The sequence below is a fragment of the Methanosarcina baikalica genome (assembly GCF_031461075.1).
Taxonomy (GTDB): domain Archaea; phylum Halobacteriota; class Methanosarcinia; order Methanosarcinales; family Methanosarcinaceae; genus Methanosarcina; species Methanosarcina baikalica.
Genome location: NZ_JAVKPK010000062.1, coordinates 1 through 20,596, shown reverse-complemented (window position 1 = coordinate 20,596; position 20,596 = coordinate 1). Strand labels below are relative to the sequence as shown.

The 20,596-nt window shown below is 41.5% G+C and carries 20 protein-coding genes; 9 read left to right on the top strand and 11 right to left on the bottom strand.

All coding sequences use genetic code 11. The annotated features are described in order from the left end of the window. Window positions 1-115: 115 nt before the first annotated feature. A complete protein-coding gene (twy1, locus tag RG963_RS13110) occupies window positions 116-1,153 on the bottom strand; it encodes a 4-demethylwyosine synthase TYW1 (RefSeq protein ID WP_396654732.1) in 1,038 nt (345 codons plus the stop codon). Window positions 1,154-1,321: 168 nt separating this feature from the next. Next, complete coding sequence (locus tag RG963_RS13105) at window positions 1,322-3,313, bottom strand: DNA-directed DNA polymerase II small subunit (RefSeq protein WP_310576728.1); 1,992 nt, start codon at window positions 3,311-3,313, stop codon at window positions 1,322-1,324. Between the two features lie 785 nt (window positions 3,314-4,098). Between RG963_RS13105 and RG963_RS13100 the strand changes: the two genes are divergently transcribed. From RG963_RS13100 to RG963_RS16630, 8 genes are all read left to right on the top strand, one after another. Continuing rightward, entirely contained in the window at window positions 4,099-4,656 is a 558-nt protein-coding gene (locus RG963_RS13100; protein ID WP_310576727.1) for a S24/S26 family peptidase, read from the top strand. A gap of 275 nt (window positions 4,657-4,931) precedes the next feature. Continuing rightward, window positions 4,932-5,975: a tRNA dihydrouridine synthase DusB gene (gene dusB / locus RG963_RS13095; protein WP_310576726.1), complete on the top strand. Its 1,044-nt coding sequence runs from the start codon at window positions 4,932-4,934 to the stop codon at window positions 5,973-5,975. A 548-nt stretch (window positions 5,976-6,523) separates the two neighbouring features. Beyond that, a complete protein-coding gene (locus tag RG963_RS13090; protein ID WP_310576725.1) occupies window positions 6,524-7,072 on the top strand; it encodes a pyruvate ferredoxin oxidoreductase subunit gamma in 549 nt (182 codons plus the stop codon). A 74-nt stretch (window positions 7,073-7,146) separates the two neighbouring features. Continuing rightward, window positions 7,147-7,401 (top strand): pyruvate synthase subunit PorD, encoded by a 255-nt coding sequence (porD, locus tag RG963_RS13085; RefSeq protein WP_310576729.1) that lies wholly within the window; start codon window positions 7,147-7,149, stop codon window positions 7,399-7,401. Beyond that, window positions 7,401-8,609 (top strand): pyruvate synthase subunit PorA, encoded by a 1,209-nt coding sequence (gene porA / locus RG963_RS13080; RefSeq protein ID WP_310576724.1) that lies wholly within the window; start codon window positions 7,401-7,403, stop codon window positions 8,607-8,609. Before porD ends, porA begins: the two co-directional genes overlap by 1 nt. Beyond that, window positions 8,606-9,496, top strand: coding sequence for a pyruvate synthase subunit PorB (porB, locus tag RG963_RS13075; RefSeq protein WP_310576723.1), 891 nt, complete (start codon window positions 8,606-8,608; stop codon window positions 9,494-9,496). The genes porA and porB overlap by 4 nt, the downstream gene beginning before the upstream one ends. Window positions 9,497-9,652: 156 nt before the next feature. Continuing rightward, window positions 9,653-9,787 carry a hypothetical protein gene (locus RG963_RS13070; protein WP_310576722.1) on the top strand — a complete coding sequence of 45 codons (135 nt, stop codon included), beginning with the start codon at window positions 9,653-9,655 and terminating at the stop codon, window positions 9,785-9,787. A gap of 166 nt (window positions 9,788-9,953) precedes the next feature. Next, window positions 9,954-10,133, top strand: a complete 180-nt coding sequence (locus RG963_RS16630; protein ID WP_396654733.1) for a pentapeptide repeat-containing protein — start codon at window positions 9,954-9,956, stop codon at window positions 10,131-10,133. A gap of 239 nt (window positions 10,134-10,372) precedes the next feature. Here RG963_RS16630 and RG963_RS13060 read toward each other — a convergent pair whose 3' ends face one another. The 9 genes from RG963_RS13060 to RG963_RS13020 all read right to left on the bottom strand — a co-directional run bounded on the left by RG963_RS13060 (window position 10,373) and on the right by RG963_RS13020 (window position 19,481). Next, complete coding sequence (locus RG963_RS13060; protein ID WP_310576720.1) at window positions 10,373-10,828, bottom strand: hypothetical protein; 456 nt, start codon at window positions 10,826-10,828, stop codon at window positions 10,373-10,375. A 698-nt stretch (window positions 10,829-11,526) separates the two neighbouring features. Further along, window positions 11,527-12,363: a metal ABC transporter permease gene (locus tag RG963_RS13055; protein ID WP_310576719.1), complete on the bottom strand. Its 837-nt coding sequence runs from the start codon at window positions 12,361-12,363 to the stop codon at window positions 11,527-11,529. A gap of 45 nt (window positions 12,364-12,408) precedes the next feature. Then, complete coding sequence (locus tag RG963_RS13050) at window positions 12,409-13,173, bottom strand: metal ABC transporter ATP-binding protein (RefSeq protein WP_310576718.1); 765 nt, start codon at window positions 13,171-13,173, stop codon at window positions 12,409-12,411. A 212-nt stretch (window positions 13,174-13,385) separates the two neighbouring features. Continuing rightward, window positions 13,386-14,453, bottom strand: coding sequence for a metal ABC transporter solute-binding protein, Zn/Mn family (locus tag RG963_RS13045; protein ID WP_310576717.1), 1,068 nt, complete (start codon window positions 14,451-14,453; stop codon window positions 13,386-13,388). 228 nt (window positions 14,454-14,681) lie between these two features. Further along, window positions 14,682-15,131, bottom strand: coding sequence for a metal-dependent transcriptional regulator (locus tag RG963_RS13040; protein ID WP_310576716.1), 450 nt, complete (start codon window positions 15,129-15,131; stop codon window positions 14,682-14,684). A gap of 588 nt (window positions 15,132-15,719) precedes the next feature. Next, window positions 15,720-16,298 (bottom strand): GntT/GntP/DsdX family permease, encoded by a 579-nt coding sequence (locus RG963_RS13035; protein ID WP_310576715.1) that lies wholly within the window; start codon window positions 16,296-16,298, stop codon window positions 15,720-15,722. 25 nt (window positions 16,299-16,323) lie between these two features. Then, window positions 16,324-16,836 (bottom strand): chemotaxis protein CheW, encoded by a 513-nt coding sequence (locus RG963_RS13030; RefSeq protein WP_310576714.1) that lies wholly within the window; start codon window positions 16,834-16,836, stop codon window positions 16,324-16,326. A gap of 29 nt (window positions 16,837-16,865) precedes the next feature. Next, window positions 16,866-18,935, bottom strand: a complete 2,070-nt coding sequence (locus RG963_RS13025; protein WP_310576713.1) for a methyl-accepting chemotaxis protein — start codon at window positions 18,933-18,935, stop codon at window positions 16,866-16,868. Window positions 18,936-19,100: 165 nt separating this feature from the next. Further along, a complete protein-coding gene (locus RG963_RS13020; protein ID WP_310576711.1) occupies window positions 19,101-19,481 on the bottom strand; it encodes a response regulator in 381 nt (126 codons plus the stop codon). 691 nt (window positions 19,482-20,172) lie between these two features. Between RG963_RS13020 and RG963_RS13015 the strand changes: the two genes are divergently transcribed. Then, window positions 20,173-20,538 carry a response regulator gene (locus tag RG963_RS13015; RefSeq protein ID WP_310576710.1) on the top strand — a complete coding sequence of 122 codons (366 nt, stop codon included), beginning with the start codon at window positions 20,173-20,175 and terminating at the stop codon, window positions 20,536-20,538. Window positions 20,539-20,596 lie beyond the last annotated feature (58 nt).

The window sequence follows — 20,596 nt, the reverse complement described above, 5'->3', positions numbered from 1 at the left end:
GTTTAATTAACAATGCCATAATTTCTTCTCTAAAAAGCAGGAAGAAAAATAGAGCTAAGTCAAGAGTGAAAATTCGAATATAACTTTAACTCAACTTAACTCAGCTAATTTAGGTTTAATCAAGGCAGGAAATCCTTTTGGCAGGAGACTTTTTCCCGTCCTTTGAGAGCAGGACTACCCTGCTGATTTCGGATTCATCTGCGACTTCATACCCGAGGTATTTTGCAAGTTCCTGTGAGAACTCCAGAACTTCTGCATGAGTCGGCATGGCAGAGCGGTCAAGACGGAGCCTTGAAAAACCCAGATGCATGTACGCTTTTATTTCCACAAAATCAGGGGAGGCTTTTTTTATCAGCCTGGCATAACCATCCGGATTGAACATGTTTTCACCTTTGACCAGTGTCGTCCGGATGACTGTCCTTGATTTCTTCTGCTTCAGCAGGGAAAGGGACTCGTTTATCTTTTCCCAGAGTACAGGCGATTTGGGCTGGCAAACTTTCAGGTAAGTCTCAAGATCCGGAGCATCGAGACTCATGTAGAGCTGGGAAGGGAAAACTTTTGCAAGCATGTCGGGGACTGTCCCATTTGTGACTAGAAAAGTCGTAAAACCTCTTTTCTCGTACTCCTCGATAAGCTCTGGGAGGTAAGGGTAAAAGGTCGGCTCACCGGATAGGGAAATTGCAACATTATTTGGCTCATTGCCCTCACTCCAGCGTTCCTTAAGTGCATTCGGAGAGCCACCAAAACCCGTGATTAACTTACGCTGGCAGGCAATGCTTTCTTCTACTATCTTCTCGGGAGAATCCCATTCCTCAGGAGCAGGAATCGGAACTTCAGTTGGGCGCCAGCAGAAGAGGCAACGCTGGTTGCACATAAGAGTGGGAGTCATCTGAAGGCAGCGGTGGGACTGGACTCCATAGAACTTAGATTTATAGCAAAAGCCCTGACCGTTCATAGCGTGTCTGAGCCATAGACAGGTCTTAACAGCAGAATGACGGCCTGCAAGGGCATAGCCTTGCTTTTTCAGGAGGGTTTTAAAATCAGGGATCTCAAAAGGAATGGAAGTAAGCTCTTCATCACGATTTTCTTCCTGTATTTCCGGGATATCTTCCCCGAGATTTTCATTTTGTTCTTCCGGCGGCATTTTTCGCATATTGAATCTTTGTGGTATATATAAGGATCGGAAAATAATTTCGGAGAGAATTTGGTGAGGGTTTTGGAATCTCAATGGAAACATTTCAGGGCCAGCTATCTGCCAGGCAGCTAACCAGGCCGGCTTTCAGATCGAAATCAATAGCAGTCAGTCTAAAATCAATTGAAATCAGTCAAATCCCAGGATCTTTACGTCAAAGTCCGCGAGATCTACAATCGGGACTCTGGCGGGCACAGGCATTAGATTTACACGTTTCTGAAACTCTGTCTGTGCCTGCCAGGTCCCGGAATTGACAAGGAGGATATTTTTATAACGCTGAACTCCGAGGGTATGGACGTGGCCTGTATGAATGATTTCTGGCAAAGGATCGATTACAAAATAGTCCTTTTTCTCCGGGGATATGGAAACCCTGCTACCATAGGTTGGAGCAAGATGCCTGCGCTTTACCATCTCAAGGACTGCACCTGCAGGTTCCTGATACGAGACGCCCGGGATACTTGCCACAAGGTCATCAATGGACCTGCCGTGATAGATGAGAATGCTGACGCCGTCAAGATCCACAAAAGCAGGATTACCAACGAAGATGATATTCTGGGGAAAATCTGCTTGAATGCTTTCCGGCAGTGCGGGCTGGGGTTCTGCCTGTCGGACAGCGTCGTGATTGCCCGGACTTATGATCACACGAATATGCTCAGGAATTTCCCTGAAGTACTCGGCAGCCTTTCTGTACTGAGCGTAGACATCCAGAATGTCGAGTTCCATTTCCTGGTCAGGATAGATCCCGATTCCATCAACCAGGTCTCCTGCAACAACAAGATAACGGATACTGGCTGCAAGCTCCCGCATGGGTTCTGAATCTGATTCTCCTTTCAAAAAGTCCAGGAAATCCAACCAGGCATCTTCCATGAACTGGGAACTGCCTACATGCACATCCGAAATCAGTACAGCTTTCCCATGGCTTCCGGTTCTGCGCTGAACGTTATTAGGAACATCTGGCTGGATTAGCTTTGTGGCAAGCATCAGGTTTCCATCATTAGTTATTGAGCCCGTTACCCCGATGACTTCATCCAGGAGAATTTTTGAGGCTAACTCAAAAAGTTCATTGTCGGTGTTTCGAATGAGGACTGAAAAAGAGCCTGTAGGGTCCTCAAGAGAAAAAATTTTATGGCCGTTCGTTGTGCTGTTGACATCCGAAACCATACCTATAATCGAGATTTCCTCAGAACCTCCATCCCTTCCACGGCGGAAACTTCTCCTTTTTAAACTTTCAATGGGGCGTGCGTTGATTCTGCCCCGGATAATTTCGGAAAGCCTGCTGTATCTATCCCTGAAATACTGCACAAACTGCACATATTCCCCTATACATGTAGAATGCCCTGTTATATCGGAAATTACGGTCACCGGATTCTTGCCTGGATAATGTCTGTACCCCTCGTCCGTGGAACCAGAAGATGGCCCTCTGTCGGAAATGGAAAAAGATGGCTCTGTACTGAAAGCCCGGTTTGAAGGAGATGAGGGAAGAGAATTCACCTGCCCGAAAAAAGAAGAAGCTGACCTGTTTCCAGCTTGCGGGGACTGTGATGAAAAAACCTGAGGAACCGCCTTTATTGAAGAAAGAGAGCTTGAAGCGAGGCAAGAAGCCGAAACTTTCTCGGATGAAACAATTGATTGTGTATCCGGCACTGGTTGAAAAACCGGATCTTGAACTGGAATGGAATCAGAGACAAGATTTTGAAACGATTCCGGAGCCGGATCGGAAGCTGAATTAAGAATATCGGCTTCTAAGGGAATGTCAGGCTCTGAGGAAAGGTCATGCGATCTGGAAGAAGGGGAAGAAAGTACAGAGGGCCTGTAGAGAATTTCCTCTTTTTTTAGAAAGGAGGCCTGTATTTCGTCAGAAGGCGATTTCTCTGCTGAAGTTTCGAAACCTGGGTTTTTTCCATTCTGTGCATTAATTAGCTTTGAAGTCCTGCCAGAGGCGGCAAAGCCTTCAAAATCTACATGTTCGATCCCTATGACAATAACAGAGTCGTTGACAGTTGAAAGGACATATTTGAGCAGGCCTTCGGGCGAGTCACTGGATTTGATGAGTTCTACGGCTTCCGGGCTTATCTGATACTCTTTTCCCATAACCGCTCTTATAATATCGCTTTTGTCCATAATTCCGACCTGACCTTTCTGAACTGACCTGAGTCTTCAAAGCCTTATTTGGCATTAGAGTTAATTAACTCCAGACTTAAAGAGGCTAAAGCAAAAGCCTGTTTAAAATATAAAAATTAATAAGATACGAAATTAATGTGTTAAAGTAACTTGTTACCATAAAGAAAAATTTTATGAAACTTTTGTGTGTTCTGACAGAATATTTATAGTTATTAATCTCTGTCTATTATAGAAGAGGTCTGCTTATTATTTTAGCAAAGAGATCTGCTTATTATTTTAGGAATGATAAAAATATAACTTCTTAATTTCAGTTTGGGAATTGATCTATAGTTCCATTTCCCCCAGTAATCATTCTTGACAACAAAACCTTTTGATATTATATTTGAATCATTCCTTAGTATAGAAGATCTGCTTATTATTTTAGCAACTATTACAGAAATATTATAACCCGAGGAATACAGAAATATTATAACCTGAGGAATAAATCGAAAATTAATATAGAATGAAAACAAATCTTCAGGCAAATATACTGAAAAAAAGCTTACTAAACTAATTTAGGAACTAACTTCATACAAATCAGTGTATATAAGTCGGAATACTAAATGTAGGGCTGTATGTCGTTCTGCGGTTTTATTATAACCCTGAGGATTGTATCATAATCCTGAGGCCACACATAAGTTAAAGCGAATATAAGTTAAATCAAATAATATTTCGGGCAGGATAAGACCGAAGAAGATATAATGCAGCACCCCAAAAGAAAAAAATCAAACGAATAAAGGCTGATTATGAGCGAAATTAATAAGGAAAACAATGTCCAAGAACAGGAAAACCCCTGGGTTTCCCTCGGAAAGGACTTGCTGTCTGTTATAGCTGTCCTGATTGCTTTCATGGTGCTTTCCAAGCTGGCATTCGGACTCTGGACTCCTATGGTTGCGGTGGAGTCAGGAAGCATGGAACCGCATATGATGATAGGAGATATTATTTTCATCAAAAGCATAGATCGAGTGGACATAACCACGAATGCTGAAGGAAAAAATACCGGTTATAAATCCTTTGAAGATTACGGAAATGTTATTCTTTACCGCCCTTATGGGGAAGAAGGAGTAACGCCGATAATTCATAGAGCCATGTACAGAGTAGAAGCCGGAGAGCCTATGTGGAGAGACGGTCCCATTGCTCCGTATTCCGGCTACATTACGAAAGGAGACAATGTTGTAACCAACATGCACTTTGACCAGGAAGGACAGATAAGCTATGAGATGCCTGTAAAAGACGAATGGATTATAGGGATTGCACAGTACAGGATTCCTTATCTGGGATATATCAGACTGTTCTTTTCATAAACCGTCTGTATGACCACTTAACTTATTTTTTAAGCTTCTGGATCAGTTTTCCCAACTAGCTGATTCAGCATCTTATTTTCGTTTTTGCAGTTTTGGACTCCTGTTCGGACTTCCTGTTTATACCTATTAATTTTCTCTCATAATTTTTTAATAACCACCAAAATTTTTTCCAGACAGTTCTGTGAATTTTATAAATCTCAACGGATCACAGCAAATTAGAGGCATAAATCTTTGAAAAAGGAAGCAATTCCAAAACAGATAAATAAAGGAAAAGAATGAGAAAAACAATCCGAAGAATAATTGGAAAAACAGTCGAGAAAAACAGTCGAGAAAAACAGTCGAGAAAAATGAAGCTCAATAAATTAAAAATCGGCAAGATTGAAACTGAGGGAAGCCTTCTCCTTGCACCTATGGCAGATGTGACAAATCTGGCTTTCAGGCTGCTTTGCAGGAAGAATGGAGCTGACCTCACATACACTGAAATGATCAGTGCAGATGCCTTGCTCAGCGAGAACCGAAAATCGCTTTTTAAAGGACTGAGTTCCCCTGACGACCGACCTTTCGGGGTTCAGCTTGTAGGGAGTTCCCCTGAGAAGCTGAGGGAAGCTGCGCTCTTTGTTGAGAATGAGTACAGGCCTGAACTCATCGACGTGAATATGGGCTGCCCTGTACAGCGCATTACAGGGACAGGGTGTGGCTCGGCTCTTCTCAACTCCCAGCAACTTGTATATGAAATAATCTCGGAGCTGACAGGTGTTCTGAAAACTCCTGTAACTGCAAAGATCCGCATTCTGGAGAGCGACGAAAAGACCCTTGAGATTGCACGCCTGATAGAAAAGGCAGGGGCCTTTGCCCTGACCGTTCACGGCAGACAGGCAGAACAAATGTATTCCGGAAGTTCGGACCTTGCAGCGATCAGAGCCGTCAAACACGAACTTTCTATTCCTGTGATTGCAAACGGTGACATAAGGGACGAAGAGTCTGCCAAAAGCGCCCTTGACTTCACAGGCTGTGACGGGCTTATGATAGGGCGCGCAGCAATGGGAAATCCATTTATCTTTAAAAAAATAAGGCACTATCTGGAAACCGGAGAGAAACTGGAAGTTGACAGGCAGGCTCGACAATTAGAGGACTTTGAAACCTATATCACCTTGCTTGAAGAACACAATCTTTTTTCGTCCATGAATCTAAGAATGCATGCCCACTGGTTTACAAAAGGTTTGCACGGCTCGCGGCAGATCAGGGAAAAGATTAATAGTCTAAAAGATGGAAAGGCCATAATCGAGCTTATAAGGAATTCCTGTAAGGAGAAATATTAAAATGGTTCATATTTTTAAAAGGGACATTCGTTTATAACCGAAATGAGATAAAGCAGGGATGTAAGGCAGGTTAACCTGAAAATAATAAATATGATATATCTAAAAGATAATTATAAATTAGAACTAGATATAAACAATTTTTCGATTTTCACCGAAAAACTAATAATAATCTACATTATTATCCATGAACTATCGGGCACCAAAAAGCATTAATATAGAATTGAAAATTTGTCGTGTTCAAGATTAACTGTGATTTAATAATAGAATGTATTCAGGTTAACAATTAGCCATCCAAAGTTTTGGATCCCTGAAGCCATCCAAAGTTTTGGATCCCTGAAACTGCATTTGCATGAAACTGCATTTGCATATCGCAGTAGTGCCTGAAGAAAGAGGCGAATGCTGATTTGTGTCTGACAAAAATTAATAAATTGAGCAATATCAGGTTAATTTGATTAATACCTTGCCAAACAGACTGCCGAGAACAGCAAAGACATTAAAAAACATTAAAAAACGATATAGATAAAATCACATTAAAAAGGAGAATCCAGATGAAGGAAATCAGGATACACGGTCGAGGAGGCCAGGGTTCTGTTACCGCGGCTGAGATGCTTTCCATTGCAGCTTTTGAAGATGGTAAGTTCAGCCAGGCCTTCCCCGCTTTTGGGGTAGAGCGCAGAGGTGCCCCAGTCCAGGCATTCACTAGGATTAGTAATAGTCCAATAAGGCTTCGAAGCCAGATTTACACGCCGGATTATGTTATTGTCCAGGATGCAACCCTGCTTGACACTGTTGATGTTGCAAGCGGGATAAAAGATGATGGGATAATTATTGTTAACACAACAGAAAAGCCGGAAAGCCTGAACCTCAAAACAAAAGCCAAAGTCATGACCGTGGATGCTACGAAGGTGGCAATGGACGTTATAGGTATCCCCATTGTAAACACCGTCCTTCTTGGAGCTTTTGCGGGTGCAACCGGAGAAATCAATGTCGGATCCATCCAGCATGCAATAAAGGCTCGTTTTGCAGGAAAAATCGGAGAAAAGAATGCAAAAGCAATTCAGAAAGCCTACGAGCTTATCAGGGGGGAAGAGGCGTGAGTAATGAAACCGAACAGGACCGCAAGATAAGTCCGGAAGTTCTAAAAACCGATCAGAAAGAAGAAGGTTTAAACATTACAAACTGCCGAGTCTGTAAACCTGGTTCAACTCTTAAAAACAAAACCGGTGGCTGGAGAAACTTCCGCCCGGTTTATATTTATGAAAAGTGTACCAAGTGCGGAATCTGCGAAATAGTCTGCCCCGACATGTCTGTTAAACTCAGAGAAGACGGCTTTTTTGAATACGATTATGATTACTGCAAAGGTTGCGGCATCTGTGCAAACGAATGTCCTGCAGATGCAATTGAAATGATTCTGGAGGAGAAATAATGATTAACCCGGCTTACAAGGGAAAAATGGTGGTAGTAGAAGGTTCCTATGCTGTGGCCCATTCCGCAAAAATCTGCCGTCCAAACGTTATTTCAGCCTACCCGATTACTCCCCAGACACATATTGTTGAAGACCTATCCCAGTTCATAGCAGATGGGGAAATCCCTAACTGTGAGTATGTTAATGTAGAGTCCGAGTTCTCGGCAATCTCTGCCCTTATAGGAGCATCAGCAGTAGGCGCAAGAACCTATTCAGCCACAACTTCTCAGGGACTTCTGCTCATGCATGAGGCGCTTTTTAACACTTCAGGCATGAGGCTTCCGGTTGTAATGACAGTGGCAAATAGAGCCGTTGGCGCTCCAATCAATATCTGGAACGATCACCAAGACGCGATTGCGCAGAGGGATACAGGCTGGATCCAGCTCTATGTAGAAGATGTCCAGGAAGCATCTGATACCCTGCCCCAGCTCTACAAGATCGCAGAAGACAATGAGATTATGCTTCCGGGCATGGTCTGCATGGACGGCTTTATCCTGTCTCACGTTTACGAGCCTGTTATCTTACTTGAACAGGAACTGACCGACAATTTCCTCCCGCCTTTCCAACCAGAAAATATTCTTGACCCTGAAAACCCCAAGACCTTCGGAGCCTTTGCAGCCCCTGATACCTATGAAGAGTTCAGGTATCTCCAGGAACAAGCAATGCAGAAAGCTCTTCCTAAAATCGAAACCGTGGCAAAGGAGTTTGAGGAAGTCTTTGGCAGGTTCCATGGAGGGCTTATTGACGGATATATGCTTGAAGATGCCGAAATTATTGTCATGTCTATGGGCTCTATTCTCGGGACTGTTAAGGACGTTGTTGATGAGTACAGAGCAAGAGGAGAAAAGATCGGTGTCTTAAAGGTCAGGTCCTTCAGACCTTTCCCGAAGAAACAGATCTGTGAGGCTGTTAAGAATGCTCATGCAATTGTTGTACTCGATAAGAATATTTCTATAGGGACAAATGAAGGAGCGCTCTTTACAGAAACCAAATCCTGTCTCTACAACAGTAAAGTCCGTGTACCTGTGATGGGCTATACTGTGGGCCACGGGGGCCGTGATATTCGCGTGGAAAGTATTGCAAAGGTTATAGAAGAAACTAAAAAAGCTGCGAAGTACGGAATCACACTTGAAAGTCAGTTTCTTGACCTTAAGGAGGAGTTGCTATGAGTAAAACTGCACCGAAAACATATATCACATCCGGGCACAGTGGCTGTGCAGGATGCTGTGATGCCTTTGCTGCAAAATTCACACTGATGGGAGCAGGTCCCAACTGCATTATAGTTAACCCGACAGGTTGCCTTGAAGTCATGTCCACGCCTTTTCCATTGTCTTCCTGGCAGGTTCCCTGGATTCACTCCCTCTTTGAAAACGCAGGTGCAGTGGCTTCAGGTGTGGAAGCTGCCTTAAAGGCTCTTGGCAAAAAGGATGATATAAAGGTAGTATCAATCGGAGGAGACGGTTCTACTATGGACATCGGACTCGGGGCCCTTTCAGGTGCCTTTGAGCGCGGCCACGACTTCACCTATGTCTGTATGGACAACGAAGCCTACATGAACACGGGAATCCAGCGCAGCAGTGGAACTCCTTTCGATGCCAGCACCACGACAACACCCCCCGGAAAAGTCTCCTTTGGAAACCAGCGCCCTAAGAAGAACATGCCTGCTATTATGGTAGCCCATGGATCTCCTTATGTGGCAACAACCTCAATAGGCTTTCCAAGAGACATGATTCGTAAAGTCAAGAAAGCTACTGAAATCGTGGGTCCAACTTACATCCATGCCCACTGCCCGTGTACAACAGGCTGGGGCTTTGATACCTCAAAGACTCTTGAGATTGCCAAACTTGCAGTCGAAACCTGTCTCTGGCCCATGTACGAGATGGAAAACGGGGAACTCACCCAAGTCAGAAAGGTCAAGGACCCCAGACCAGTTGAGGAATACCTTAGAGCTCAAAAGCGGTTCAAGCACCTCTTTACCATGGAAGGCGGAGACGAAGAAATTAAGAAAATCCAGGCTACTGCAGACTGGAACATAAAACACTTCGGGCTTCAGTGAAAACTGGAGTTCTACTTTTTTAATTTTATTTTTGACTTTATCTTTTGGTCTGAATTCTTTTGATTGATTTTTGATGTCAAAACTGGTTTCAGAGCTGATGCTACTTTTTTAACCGTGCTCTTGGTGAAATTTTGGTTTATTGAAAATCAGACTACAATGGGAAAAGTCAAATATAAGGCACTAAACTGCAAAAAAGCAATAGAAACATATCAAAATGCTCTGGAAATATTGACAGAAGAACTATATCCAATGTACAAGGAAATAACAGCAGATAACCTTGAGTCTTATTAATTTCTGCAAAATCAACAACGTAAAACTGTTAAATTCGATGAAACGAACAAAACTAAAAAAGATTTACATATCAAATGATTTAGGCATCTGTTTTATAAATGCCGTTTTTTAGTACCGTTTTTTAGTACCGTTTTTAGAATACCGTTTTTAGAATACCGTTTTTAGAATACCGTTTTTCAAGGACACCGTTTTTCAGAATACCGTTTTTCAGAATACCGTTTTTCAGAATACCGTTTTTTACAATACCGTTTTTCAGAATACCGTTTTTTACAATACCGTTTTTCAAGGACACCGTTTTTTAGAATACCGTTTTTTACAGATGCCTTGCATGCCAAATATCTTTTAGTAATATAAAACTACGGATGTACTGAAAATTAAATATAAAATTCCAGAAGTACTGTAAAATATAGAAAGAGTCAAAGCACTAACAGGAAAGAAGTTTTTTTTTGTATTCGGTTAAAAAAAGAAGCCTGAGAATCTCTTAAATTCTGAAGATCTATCAAAATTTGAGAACTTAAGCCTGGCTTTAACTCTTAACAAAAAAGAGAAATTTAAGATAAAAAAGTAAGTTACCGGATGATTACATTATACATCAACTAACGGTAACTGTCTTCTCAGGTCAGGCAAATACCCTTCTCTATGCAGAGCTATTTTGTAGTCACTTATGGTTCTGCATAATCTGTGAGTGTATTTTATGCAATTGGCACCAACGTCCCCTTTGAACAGGATCTTTTCTGTTTTTTCTACAAATTCGGGGTAGGTAAATACAAGTTCTTCTTTGGTGTGCAGAAACAGAGCTGTAAAGTCCCTGTGAATACCCATGCTCCTTTTAAGCAGCTCAATATTCAGGTGGTCCTCAGACAGATAGGAGTTGAATTTCACAAATGTGTGAAAATCTGCGATATTCTGGTTTAAGGAGTTCAGGATTGAATATAGCACGTTATCTGTTTCTGGAAGGGGGATATTCGGAAGGTCGAGGTACTCGCCTTCGAAGGTTTCATTTTCTTCTATATTTTGATCCCGGGTTGTATCACGGTCCATTTTATCACCCTGGTATGGTATTTTATTTTAGTCAATTGTCTGGTGGTTTCCGTTTTATATAACGGATTCAATCACTTGCTTTGAGGTGGCTGGCAGATACACTTACTGGATTTGGGCTTAGGGTGGCTCCAAGCACATCCATTGTGTTCATCCTGCAGGCATGTATATCGCTTCCCCACTTGAAGCGGTTTTACTCACAAGTTTAGATGCTTTAGGTTCCGTTTTTATTTACGAATCCAGCCTGAAAGGTTTGATCATGGAGTTCTATAAAATAAAATCAATTAAACTTTTAGGCTCTTGCATCTCACCATATATAAAATTTTGTCTTAATAAAACTATATAAATATATTTATATGGGAATCGTTACCCTGCCCCGTAAAAATCCCCACTTTATAATATACTAGGAATGAATGAATATATACCTGTGCATAGTATATTAGATCGATGCGGACATACCATACATAATCAGGCTTTAATATACACAAACTGTATATTATATTTGTAATATTTATTCGATGTATGGCCTGAGATTACTATTTTTCGGACTGACATACTATATCTGTAGTCCTTAGCTGAATCCCAGGAATATTGAAGTCATTGACTGAATCCTGGAAAATATTGACTGTGTATCCTTAATTAGATCAAGCGAATTCGCAATAAAAAATACCAGGCTCATTTCTTGAGCCTTTAAATCGAGCTCACGATTCTCTTAAGTCTCCTGAAATCCTCCTGTTTTCAAGTATTCCCATCCCGAAGGCAACAAGTCCATATACCAGGCTCAATACGAGAATGATTGTTGCTCCAGAAGGGACGTCCAGCGCATATGAAAGACCTATCCCGGCTATGCTGATCACAGTACCGAAGACGATGGAAATCAGCATCATTTGCTTCAGGTTATGAGTGAATCTACGGCTTAGCGTAGCAGGAATGGTAAGAAGGGCAATCACAAGGATAATACCCACGACTTTGATAAGAACTACAATTGTCAGGGCAATAATGCACAGCAGGAAAAGGTAAAGTTTCTCTGTAGGGAAACCCTGAACAGTTGTGAATTCTTCATCAAAACAGAGGGACAGGAACTCCTTATAGAATAAGTAAACTGCACCTACTATAACTATATCAACACCCAACATCAGGTAAAGGTCGAAGCGCGGTACTGTAAGAATGTTTCCGAAGAGGTAAGTCATAAGGTCAGGAGCATAGCCAGGAGTCAGGTAGACAAAAATGACCCCAAGAGCCATTCCAAGAGACCACAGAATACCTATTGCACTGTCTTCCGGGATTTTAGATTTCTTGCTCACTGTCCCCATGATCAGAGCCGAAACAAGGCTGAAGGGAAGAACGCCGAGCATCGGATTGATTCCGAGGTAATAACCCAAGCCAATACCCCCAAAAGAAGCATGAGCGATCCCGCCGCTGATAAAAACAATTTTTTTGACGACAACATAGACACCTATAATCCCGCAGGCTATACTTGCAAGGATTGCGGCTGCGAGGGCGTTCTGGATAAAGCTGTATTGCAGAAGATCAAACATTTTTATTTCTCCGTATTAATCTGTTTTCGAACCAAGCGTTGATCTTCAGGAACTCCCTTTATGTCTCTCCAGTACCCTGTGAGGCACGCCGTGGGCAATCAGTTCGACAGGACACTGATAGGTAGCTTCCAGATCCTCAACAGGAATTTCCCTGGAATCGTGATAATGGAGTGTACGGTTCAGGCAGGCTATCCTGTCAACGTAAACAGAAACTGCGCTAAGGTCGTGAGTAACCATGATAACTGCCATTTCTCGCTTGAGCCTATCCAGTAGGCGGTAAAGTTCATCCTGCATATGGGGGTCAAGTCCGGAATTGGGTTCGTCCAGAAGCAGGAGTTTGGGGTTTGTGGCAAGAGCGCGCGCAATAAAAACTCTCTGCCTCTGCCCGCCAGATAGCTGCCCGATCTGCCGATCCTTATACTGGAACATCTCCACTGTCTTCAGGGCTTCTTCGGCTGCCTTTTTGTCTTCTTCCCCATATTTTCTCAGAAAACCCGTATGGCTCATCCTGCCTGTGAGAACCACTTCCCAGACACTGATAGGGAAGTCAAAATCAAAATTTCTGTATTGGGGAACATAGCCTACAAGATCTCTACTCTTTTCAGGAGATTTTCCAAAAAGCTGCACACTGCCCCTGTAAGGCTTCAAAAGTCCAAGGAGCACTTTGAGAAATGTGGTTTTTCCTCCGCCATTGGGCCCAATAATCCCAAGCAACCCATTGGGTTCTTTCAGTTCAAGATTTATTGCCTCAAGAATTATCTGATTTCCATAACGAACCCAGACATCCTTCAGTTCTATAACTTTCTCCATCGCCTTCCCTTCAGAATATCGTTTTTATCGGATTATCCTTTTAATATTGAGCTCATCCCAAAACCAATTTTATTCTCAGTCATTAAGAGTTTCAGAAATAATTTTCATGATCTTAACCCTTGATTATTCCGAATATGAGATTCAGAGACGAAATTTCGAGTTTTGGGATAAACTCATTTGGATATCGAATTCAAATGCTGACTTTACTGACTTCATACCAGGTTTCTGGCAAAAATATCGGAGACTTTATCCATGTTTGCAATATAATCCTTTGCAAGCGGGTCTACGACTACAACCTCGCCGCCTATCTCTTCGGCTATGGCTTGCGCACTCCGCGTGTTGAACTCTGACTGGACAAAGATTACTTTAACATGCTTTTCCTTTGCAAGATCCACAAGCTTTGCCAGGTCTTGAGCGCTTGGCTCCTTTCCTTCAATCTCAACTGGAATCATGGTAAGGTTGTAATCCGCTGCAAAATAGCCCCATGAAGGGTGATAAACCATGAAATTTCTTTCCTCTCGCCCCTCGAGCTTTTCCCGGATCCTTGCATCCAGGGCATCCAGTTCTTTCAGATAAGCATCCCTGTTCTGGGAATAGTAAGTTTCATTTCCGGGATCGATTTCCACAAGCCCCTTATAAATATTTTCGACCATTATTTTTGCATTTGAAGGAGACGTCCAGATGTGCGGGTCCAGTTCTATTTCTTCACGACCTTCTTCACTTTCGTTTTCATGAGTTTCTTCACTTTCATTTGCATGAGTTTCTTTACTTTCGTTTTCATGAGTTTCTTTACTTTCGTTTGCACGATCGGCTTCAAGCTCTCCTGCGTGTTCCTCTTCTCCCTCTCCTTCATGGTGATCGTGGGCAGAAAGTTTTTTAAGTTCGATTCCATTAGAAGAGTTTACGATGAGAGTCCCACTGTTGATGGTTTCGAACCTGTCAATCCAAACCCTCTCAAAAGGCATATCGACCCCGAGTGTAACATACATAAGGGCTTCGCTCACTTCTCCCAATTCTCTTGGAGAGGGTTCATAAGTGTGAGGATCAGCTCCAGGGGGAATTATGACAACGGTTTTTACTTTATTCCCTCCGACTTTCTCTACAAACTCGGCCTGCGGAAGGACGCTCACAGCCACTGTTATGGGCATATCCGTCCCTGCTTCAACTTCCTGTCCTGTACTATCATTAACCTGGGAGTTGCCTGGACCTGTACAACCACTGGCAAAAAGGCTCAGACCAACGGCCAAAAGAACTAATAAAGATACAATTTTCAGCTTCATATTTGAGATCCCATTCTCTTCACTTTCATTTTTACTTCACTCATCAATTTTATTTGCGATGAAATAAGATAGATATTAGCAGAAGAAATTTGTCTTATATTCAAAAATATGGGTAATTCAGAAAATTTTTTGGTGTAAGCCCAAGTTTACATCGAAGTTATATCCATGGCTTTATTTAAGATTAACTCTATTTTACGCTTTTATTCACCGTTTCATTTATTCCGGCATTCAGTGATGATATTCTTCATGCAAGCATTTCCCATGACTTATTTCTCCGCATACACCGAACATCGGGTGGCCCATTGAGCTGCAGATTTTATCCACAGCATCCCTGGAAACAAAAGCCTCAAAACGTGAAACTTCATCACATGCTTCTTCCGGCGAAAGGCCGTAATGGGTTAAGAGAAGACTAAGAATCCTGTGCCTCCTTACAAGAAATTCCGTATATGCCTTTCCCAATTCCGTCAAATCCACACCTCTGTAGGGAACATGGTTCAGGTAGCCCGCACTTGCAAGTTCGTTTAAAGTCTTGCTTGTAGTGGAAGGGTCAACCTGCAGGCTGGAGGAGATTTCTGTGGTTTTTACAGTTCCTCCTTTTTCAAGAATGAACTTAAGATAATCTATCTTTCTCGGAGAGATTTCAAGGCCCGTAAACTCAAGACAACTCTGCTCATTCATAGAGAGAAATACGGAAAACCCGTATTTATTGTTTGCCATACACCAAATTATGAAGTAATAGTTGTACTATAGTAAAAAACGTGGGAAATGGAAAAATCTTGGAAGAAAATAGAGATTGAGAAGCCTTAAAAAAAATAAAGATTGAAAAATCTCAGAAAAAAAATTCTCGGCATAAAAATTTCAGTAGAAGAAAAAGCACACACCGGACACCAGCAAAAAGCTCACCAAGCCCATCAAAGCACCCCCAAGGGTATTTGACCTGAAAACCTCGGATGGTTCCAGTTCTGCGAACTCTCCGAAGACAGTAAAAGTGAAGGTGCTATAAGTACACAAGTGAAGGTGCTATAAGTACACTCTTGACCCCTGTACAGTTTGAAGGACTGCGACAACGAAAGCCCGCCTGAAGGAGAATAAGTAATTAAGGGAAAAAGATTAGAGAGTACGCTTCAGGCCTTCCGGGTTTTCCTGCATAATATTGATACATTCCTATATATTTCTCCAGAATTCCGGCTTTTTTCCTTCGTTGTGGTTACTTCGACTTTTTTTTCCTTCGTTGTGGTTACTTCGGCTTTTTTTCCTTCGTTCTGGTTACTTAAGCTTTTTTTCCTTCGTTCTGGTTACTTCGGCTTCTTTTTCTCTTAATAAGGTTACCTTCTGCCTCACACCTGTTAATTCTTCTAATACGGTTGTTTGCTCCTGCATGCAGGTTACTTTTTCTTCTGTTGCAGTTAGCTGCTCCTGTACCCCTGATTTTTTACTTTGTGCAGTTTCTGTCTTTTCTGGGCCAGAATACCCCTGGTTATTGGATTTAGAAGTGCTTGTAATTTCAGTCTTTCCCAGCCTTCTGGCATAAAGGTAGCCTGCAATGGAAGTGGGAACCGAGATCAGAAATCCCAGAATAAAAAGCTTGTCCGCGTTAGCCGATAGTTCTTCTGCTGCTGAGATTATCACAGGCGAAGGATAGATAAGATTAAATGAAGCAACAGCTCCAAGTGCAAGGGCAGTTGCAGTGGAAATAGAGGGGTTATCGAGTCTGGCAGCCAACTCTTTAGCTATTGGAACAAAGATTAAATAAGCCAGGATATAGCACATCCTGTGAAAATAGATACAAGGACAAGGCTCAGAAAAGGGTGCAACCTGAACTTGGCTGTAAAAAGCAGGATGCATATTTTATAAATTTGCTCATAAGTCTTTAAATATTCTCTTCACGAGAAGACAGCCCATTAAATTCTTCAATTTCTTCTTCTCCAAGTACCCTGGCAAGGTTCAGGAGAATAAGAAGCCTGTTACCTGTTTTTCCTACCCCGTTTAAATACTCTGCATTAATTTTCGATTTAATCATTTCAGGAGTAGGTTCAATGGAGGATAAAGGCAATTTTATGACCTCTTTTACAGAGTTTACAAGCATTCCTATGACTATGTCTCTAATCTCTACTATAATGATTCTGGATAGACTGTCGGTTTCTTTCGAACTGAAACCAAGACGCTTGTTGAGATCTATCACTACGAGAATTTTTCCTCTAAGGTTAATGAGTCCTTTTATACATTCTGGAGCCTGAGGAATGCGCGTGATTCTCGGAACCGGAATAACTTCGGAGACCTGCATGATATCGACTCCGAACTCTTCACCTGAAAGTTCAAAGGTCACTAAATGGAGATTTTCTTGCGAGAACCTTGAATTCTCTTTTAATGTTTCTTCAAACATTTGAATTCCTCAAACTAATTCCAATGATTTTAACCAGCCCTGTTTTCTGGCCCTTCTTTTGAGTTACCAAGCCTAAACTTTTCCGTAGCCTTTTTCATCTTTTCCCCAAGCAAAGAAAGACCACTGGCCATATCGGCAAGTTCTGACATTGAAGCACTCTGTTCTTCGAGAGCTGCAGCAGTTTCCTGGGTTCCTGCAGCGGATTTTTCTGAGATTGAGGAAATGTCTTCTAAGGTGGAAGTAATCTCTTCTATTGATGAGGACTGTTCCTCTGTAGCGGCTGCAACATCCTCTATCATATTCGTGATTTCACTAATTGTGGAAACAATCCCCGTAACCATTTCAACCGCGTTATTAACGGATAATGTGCCAATCTGCACGTCTTTTTTACTTGCGTCTATGCTTTCCACGGTGTCGCTTATACTGTTTCTGATTTCATCGATTAACTTCGAGATGTCCTTAGCAGCACTGCCTGATTCCTCGGCAAGTTTGCGGACTTCATCGGCTACAACAGAGAAACCTCTGCCGTGTTCTCCCGCCCTGGCAGCCTCAATTGCAGCATTCAGCGCAAGCATATTTGTCTGATCCGCAACCCTAGTAATAAGAATTACAATCTCATTGATCTGTTGAGACTTGGAGTCCAGGTCCCTGATTACTTCCCCAGTCCCATCAACTGAGGAACGAATCCGATCCATCTTTAACAGGACCTCTCTTGAAGCATCCCCGATATTCCCAACAGTATGATTGACAAGATTTGTATTTTTAGATACTTTTTGGGTATTGTCCGCAATTTCCTGGATATTGTGCGTCATATCCTGCATTGCATGAGTTATATTCACTATCTTTGTGCTCTGAACTTCTGTTCCGTTTGAAATTTCGGCTGCATTATTCGAAATTTTCTTTGAAGCTGAAGCCACTTCCTCAGAAGAAGCAGACATTTCTTCCGAAAGTGTAGAAAGGTGAAGTGAACCCTCCTGAATTTCTTTAATTAAGCTGCGAAGGTTCTCAACCATTGATTTAAAAGCTTCTGAGAGTTGAGAGATCTCACTCGTCGAACTTTCTTTAATTTCAACACTAAGGTCTCCTTCAGATATTCTGTCGGCCGCTTCAAGCAACTCATAGATTGGTTTTCTGTAAACGTTAAGAATCACAAAAACAAGTAAAGCTCCGATAAGTATCGAAAGAAGAGTAACGAGAAGGATCTTGTTTATAGAACCCACGATCAGGGAGTTAAGCTTTTCTTTCTGATCAGTACTGGCATCTGTAGCGACTTCTCCAACCTGTGCCGCTATAGTCGCCATATTATTCACTTCAACCGCTTTTGTCTCCTTAAGAACTTTCAGACGGTCAAAATCTGTCTGGATCTTTTTAGCGTTGGTAATTATTGTATTTCCACGCTCAATATTTTCAGGTCTTACCAGCTGTTCATCCAGATTTTCAGTAGCTTTAATTATATCTCCCATCCGCTGGTCAAATTTTATTGCAGATTGATTTTCGGGAGTGATTATATAATTCTGGTATTCATTTCGAGCTTCCATTGTAAGTATGCTGATTTTCTGGGCTTCCTGAGCGTGGGATAATTTTCGCTGGAGAATTTCACTTGAAGAACCGTTTTCTACATATTGTTGATATTGAATCATCTGATCTTCATAAATCTCATTGGTTTTCTGCAGTATAATCTCGCCATTGGAGACGATGTCTGTTCTGAGGGCTATCTCTTCTTCATTTGTTTTAACGTAGTTGTCAAAAGTTTCCCTAAACTCACCGGAAGTTGCCAGAATAGAATCCATCCGGCCCTGATTTACGGGGTCAAGGTAGTCCAGATATATTTCTTTGGATATGGCTGCCTGTGTGGGCACAAGGTTAAGATGGCTATAAACTTTTTCCTTGTAAATGGGATCACCATGAATAACATAGCTTTCTTCGGCTTCCAGGGCTCCCTGCATATTGTTCATGATAAAGGTCATGTTTTGAATGGCTCGGCTCTTCTTTTCAACATCATTCATGCCCTGATAGCCTGTGTACCCGACAAAGAAAATCAAAATCAAAAGAAGAGCAAAACCTATCACTACATGCCCTATTTTCGTATTTTTATACATCTTTCCCACCTGTGCCTCCAACTTCTCCGCATCTATACCTTTTTTATCTGCAACTTGGCTATTAATCTGTCAGCAGCACCTGCTAAGGAAGATAGAATTGCGGAAATGCCTCTAATAGGAAATTATCTGCTTTCCCAACTAATTACCAAACAGATTGTTTTGTTTTCAATGAAGAGAACCTGTCATTGTAAGAAACTCTTTGACCTGTGACCCGAAATCGCCAAAGTTTATGGGTTTGGCAAGAACAGCACAACATCCGGCCTTAAGGAACTTCTCTTTACTTTCGGAATCACAGTATCCTGTGACTGCAACTACTCTTATATTCCGGATTTCAGGATTGAGTTTTATTCTTTGAAGCAGTTCAAGGCCGTGCATCTTCGGAAGCTCCATATCAAGCAACATTAGATCAATTCTCGTTTCATTGAGAATTTCGAGAGCTTCAAAACCATTTTTTGCCTTTTTCGGCTCATATCCAAAGGATTTCAACAAGTCTGCTTCGATCACCAGATTAAGTAAATTATCTTCAACAATCAGGATTTCAGGCACTTAAATCAACTCCCTGGGGGTTGCTTGAAGATTTATGTACATGACGTTCTGTTACAGAAGTAATGGAACAGCGAATCTACTCTGGAAAATGTGAAACCGGAAAATATGAAGTAAATTTCTCTCATTTATATATTAAGTGCGTGTACTTCCAGACCTACAAATTACACCGAAATTAATTTCGCAATTTACTAAGTAATGTATAAAGTTCAAGAGAATATAAACTTATTTACTAACGATCGAGGTCATATTTTTAATATATAAATATCGATAAAAATAATCTATTTAGACTTAAGTATTATTATTTCAGGAAAAAAGATTCAAAAAAAGAGCCTGTAACTTTTGTAAATAGTTTGTTAACGTCCCAATTACCCATATCCTCTGGACAATTTAAAACTCTATAGTTTGCTAAAGATAATTAAAAAAGTTTAATATAGAAGGTCTCGTATATATTTTTCTACACAAGTGGAACAGATCGGTCTTAACAAGAAAACTTGCGTTGGTTGGATTTGTTAACCTTCAATAGCTTTTCAATTGAGGTCCTTTGATTCATAGCATCGATTTAGGAAGAATACGCAGGCAAGAGACAATATTCTGCATAGATAGGAATAAAGTATCGAAACATTCCAAAATATAGGAGTGTGAAATATTATCTGATATTGTCGCTTGTTCAAGAGTAAAAGAAGGAAAATGCATGGCCAGAGTTATGATCGTGGACGATGCCGAATTTATGAGAATGATAATTCGGGACATTCTTTTAATGCATGGACATGAAGTGGTAGCTGAGGTCGGTGATGGGGAAGAAGCAATTCAAACGTATCTGGAAGTAAAGCCTGATCTTGTGTTAATGGATATAATTATGCCTGATATGGACGGAAAAGAGGCATTGCAAAAACTTCTTGTTATGGATCCGGAGGCAAAAGTAGTAATGTGCTCTTCCCTTGGGCAGCAGGCCCTGATAACAGAGTCAATGAAAATAGGCGCTATGGGTTTTATAGTAAAACCTTTTGAACCTGATGGAATGCTGGATGTAATAAAGAAAATAGCTGAACCAAATTAGACCGTTTTGTGCCTGCTATTTGATCAAAAAAATATTGATCAGATTATGAAATCAGATT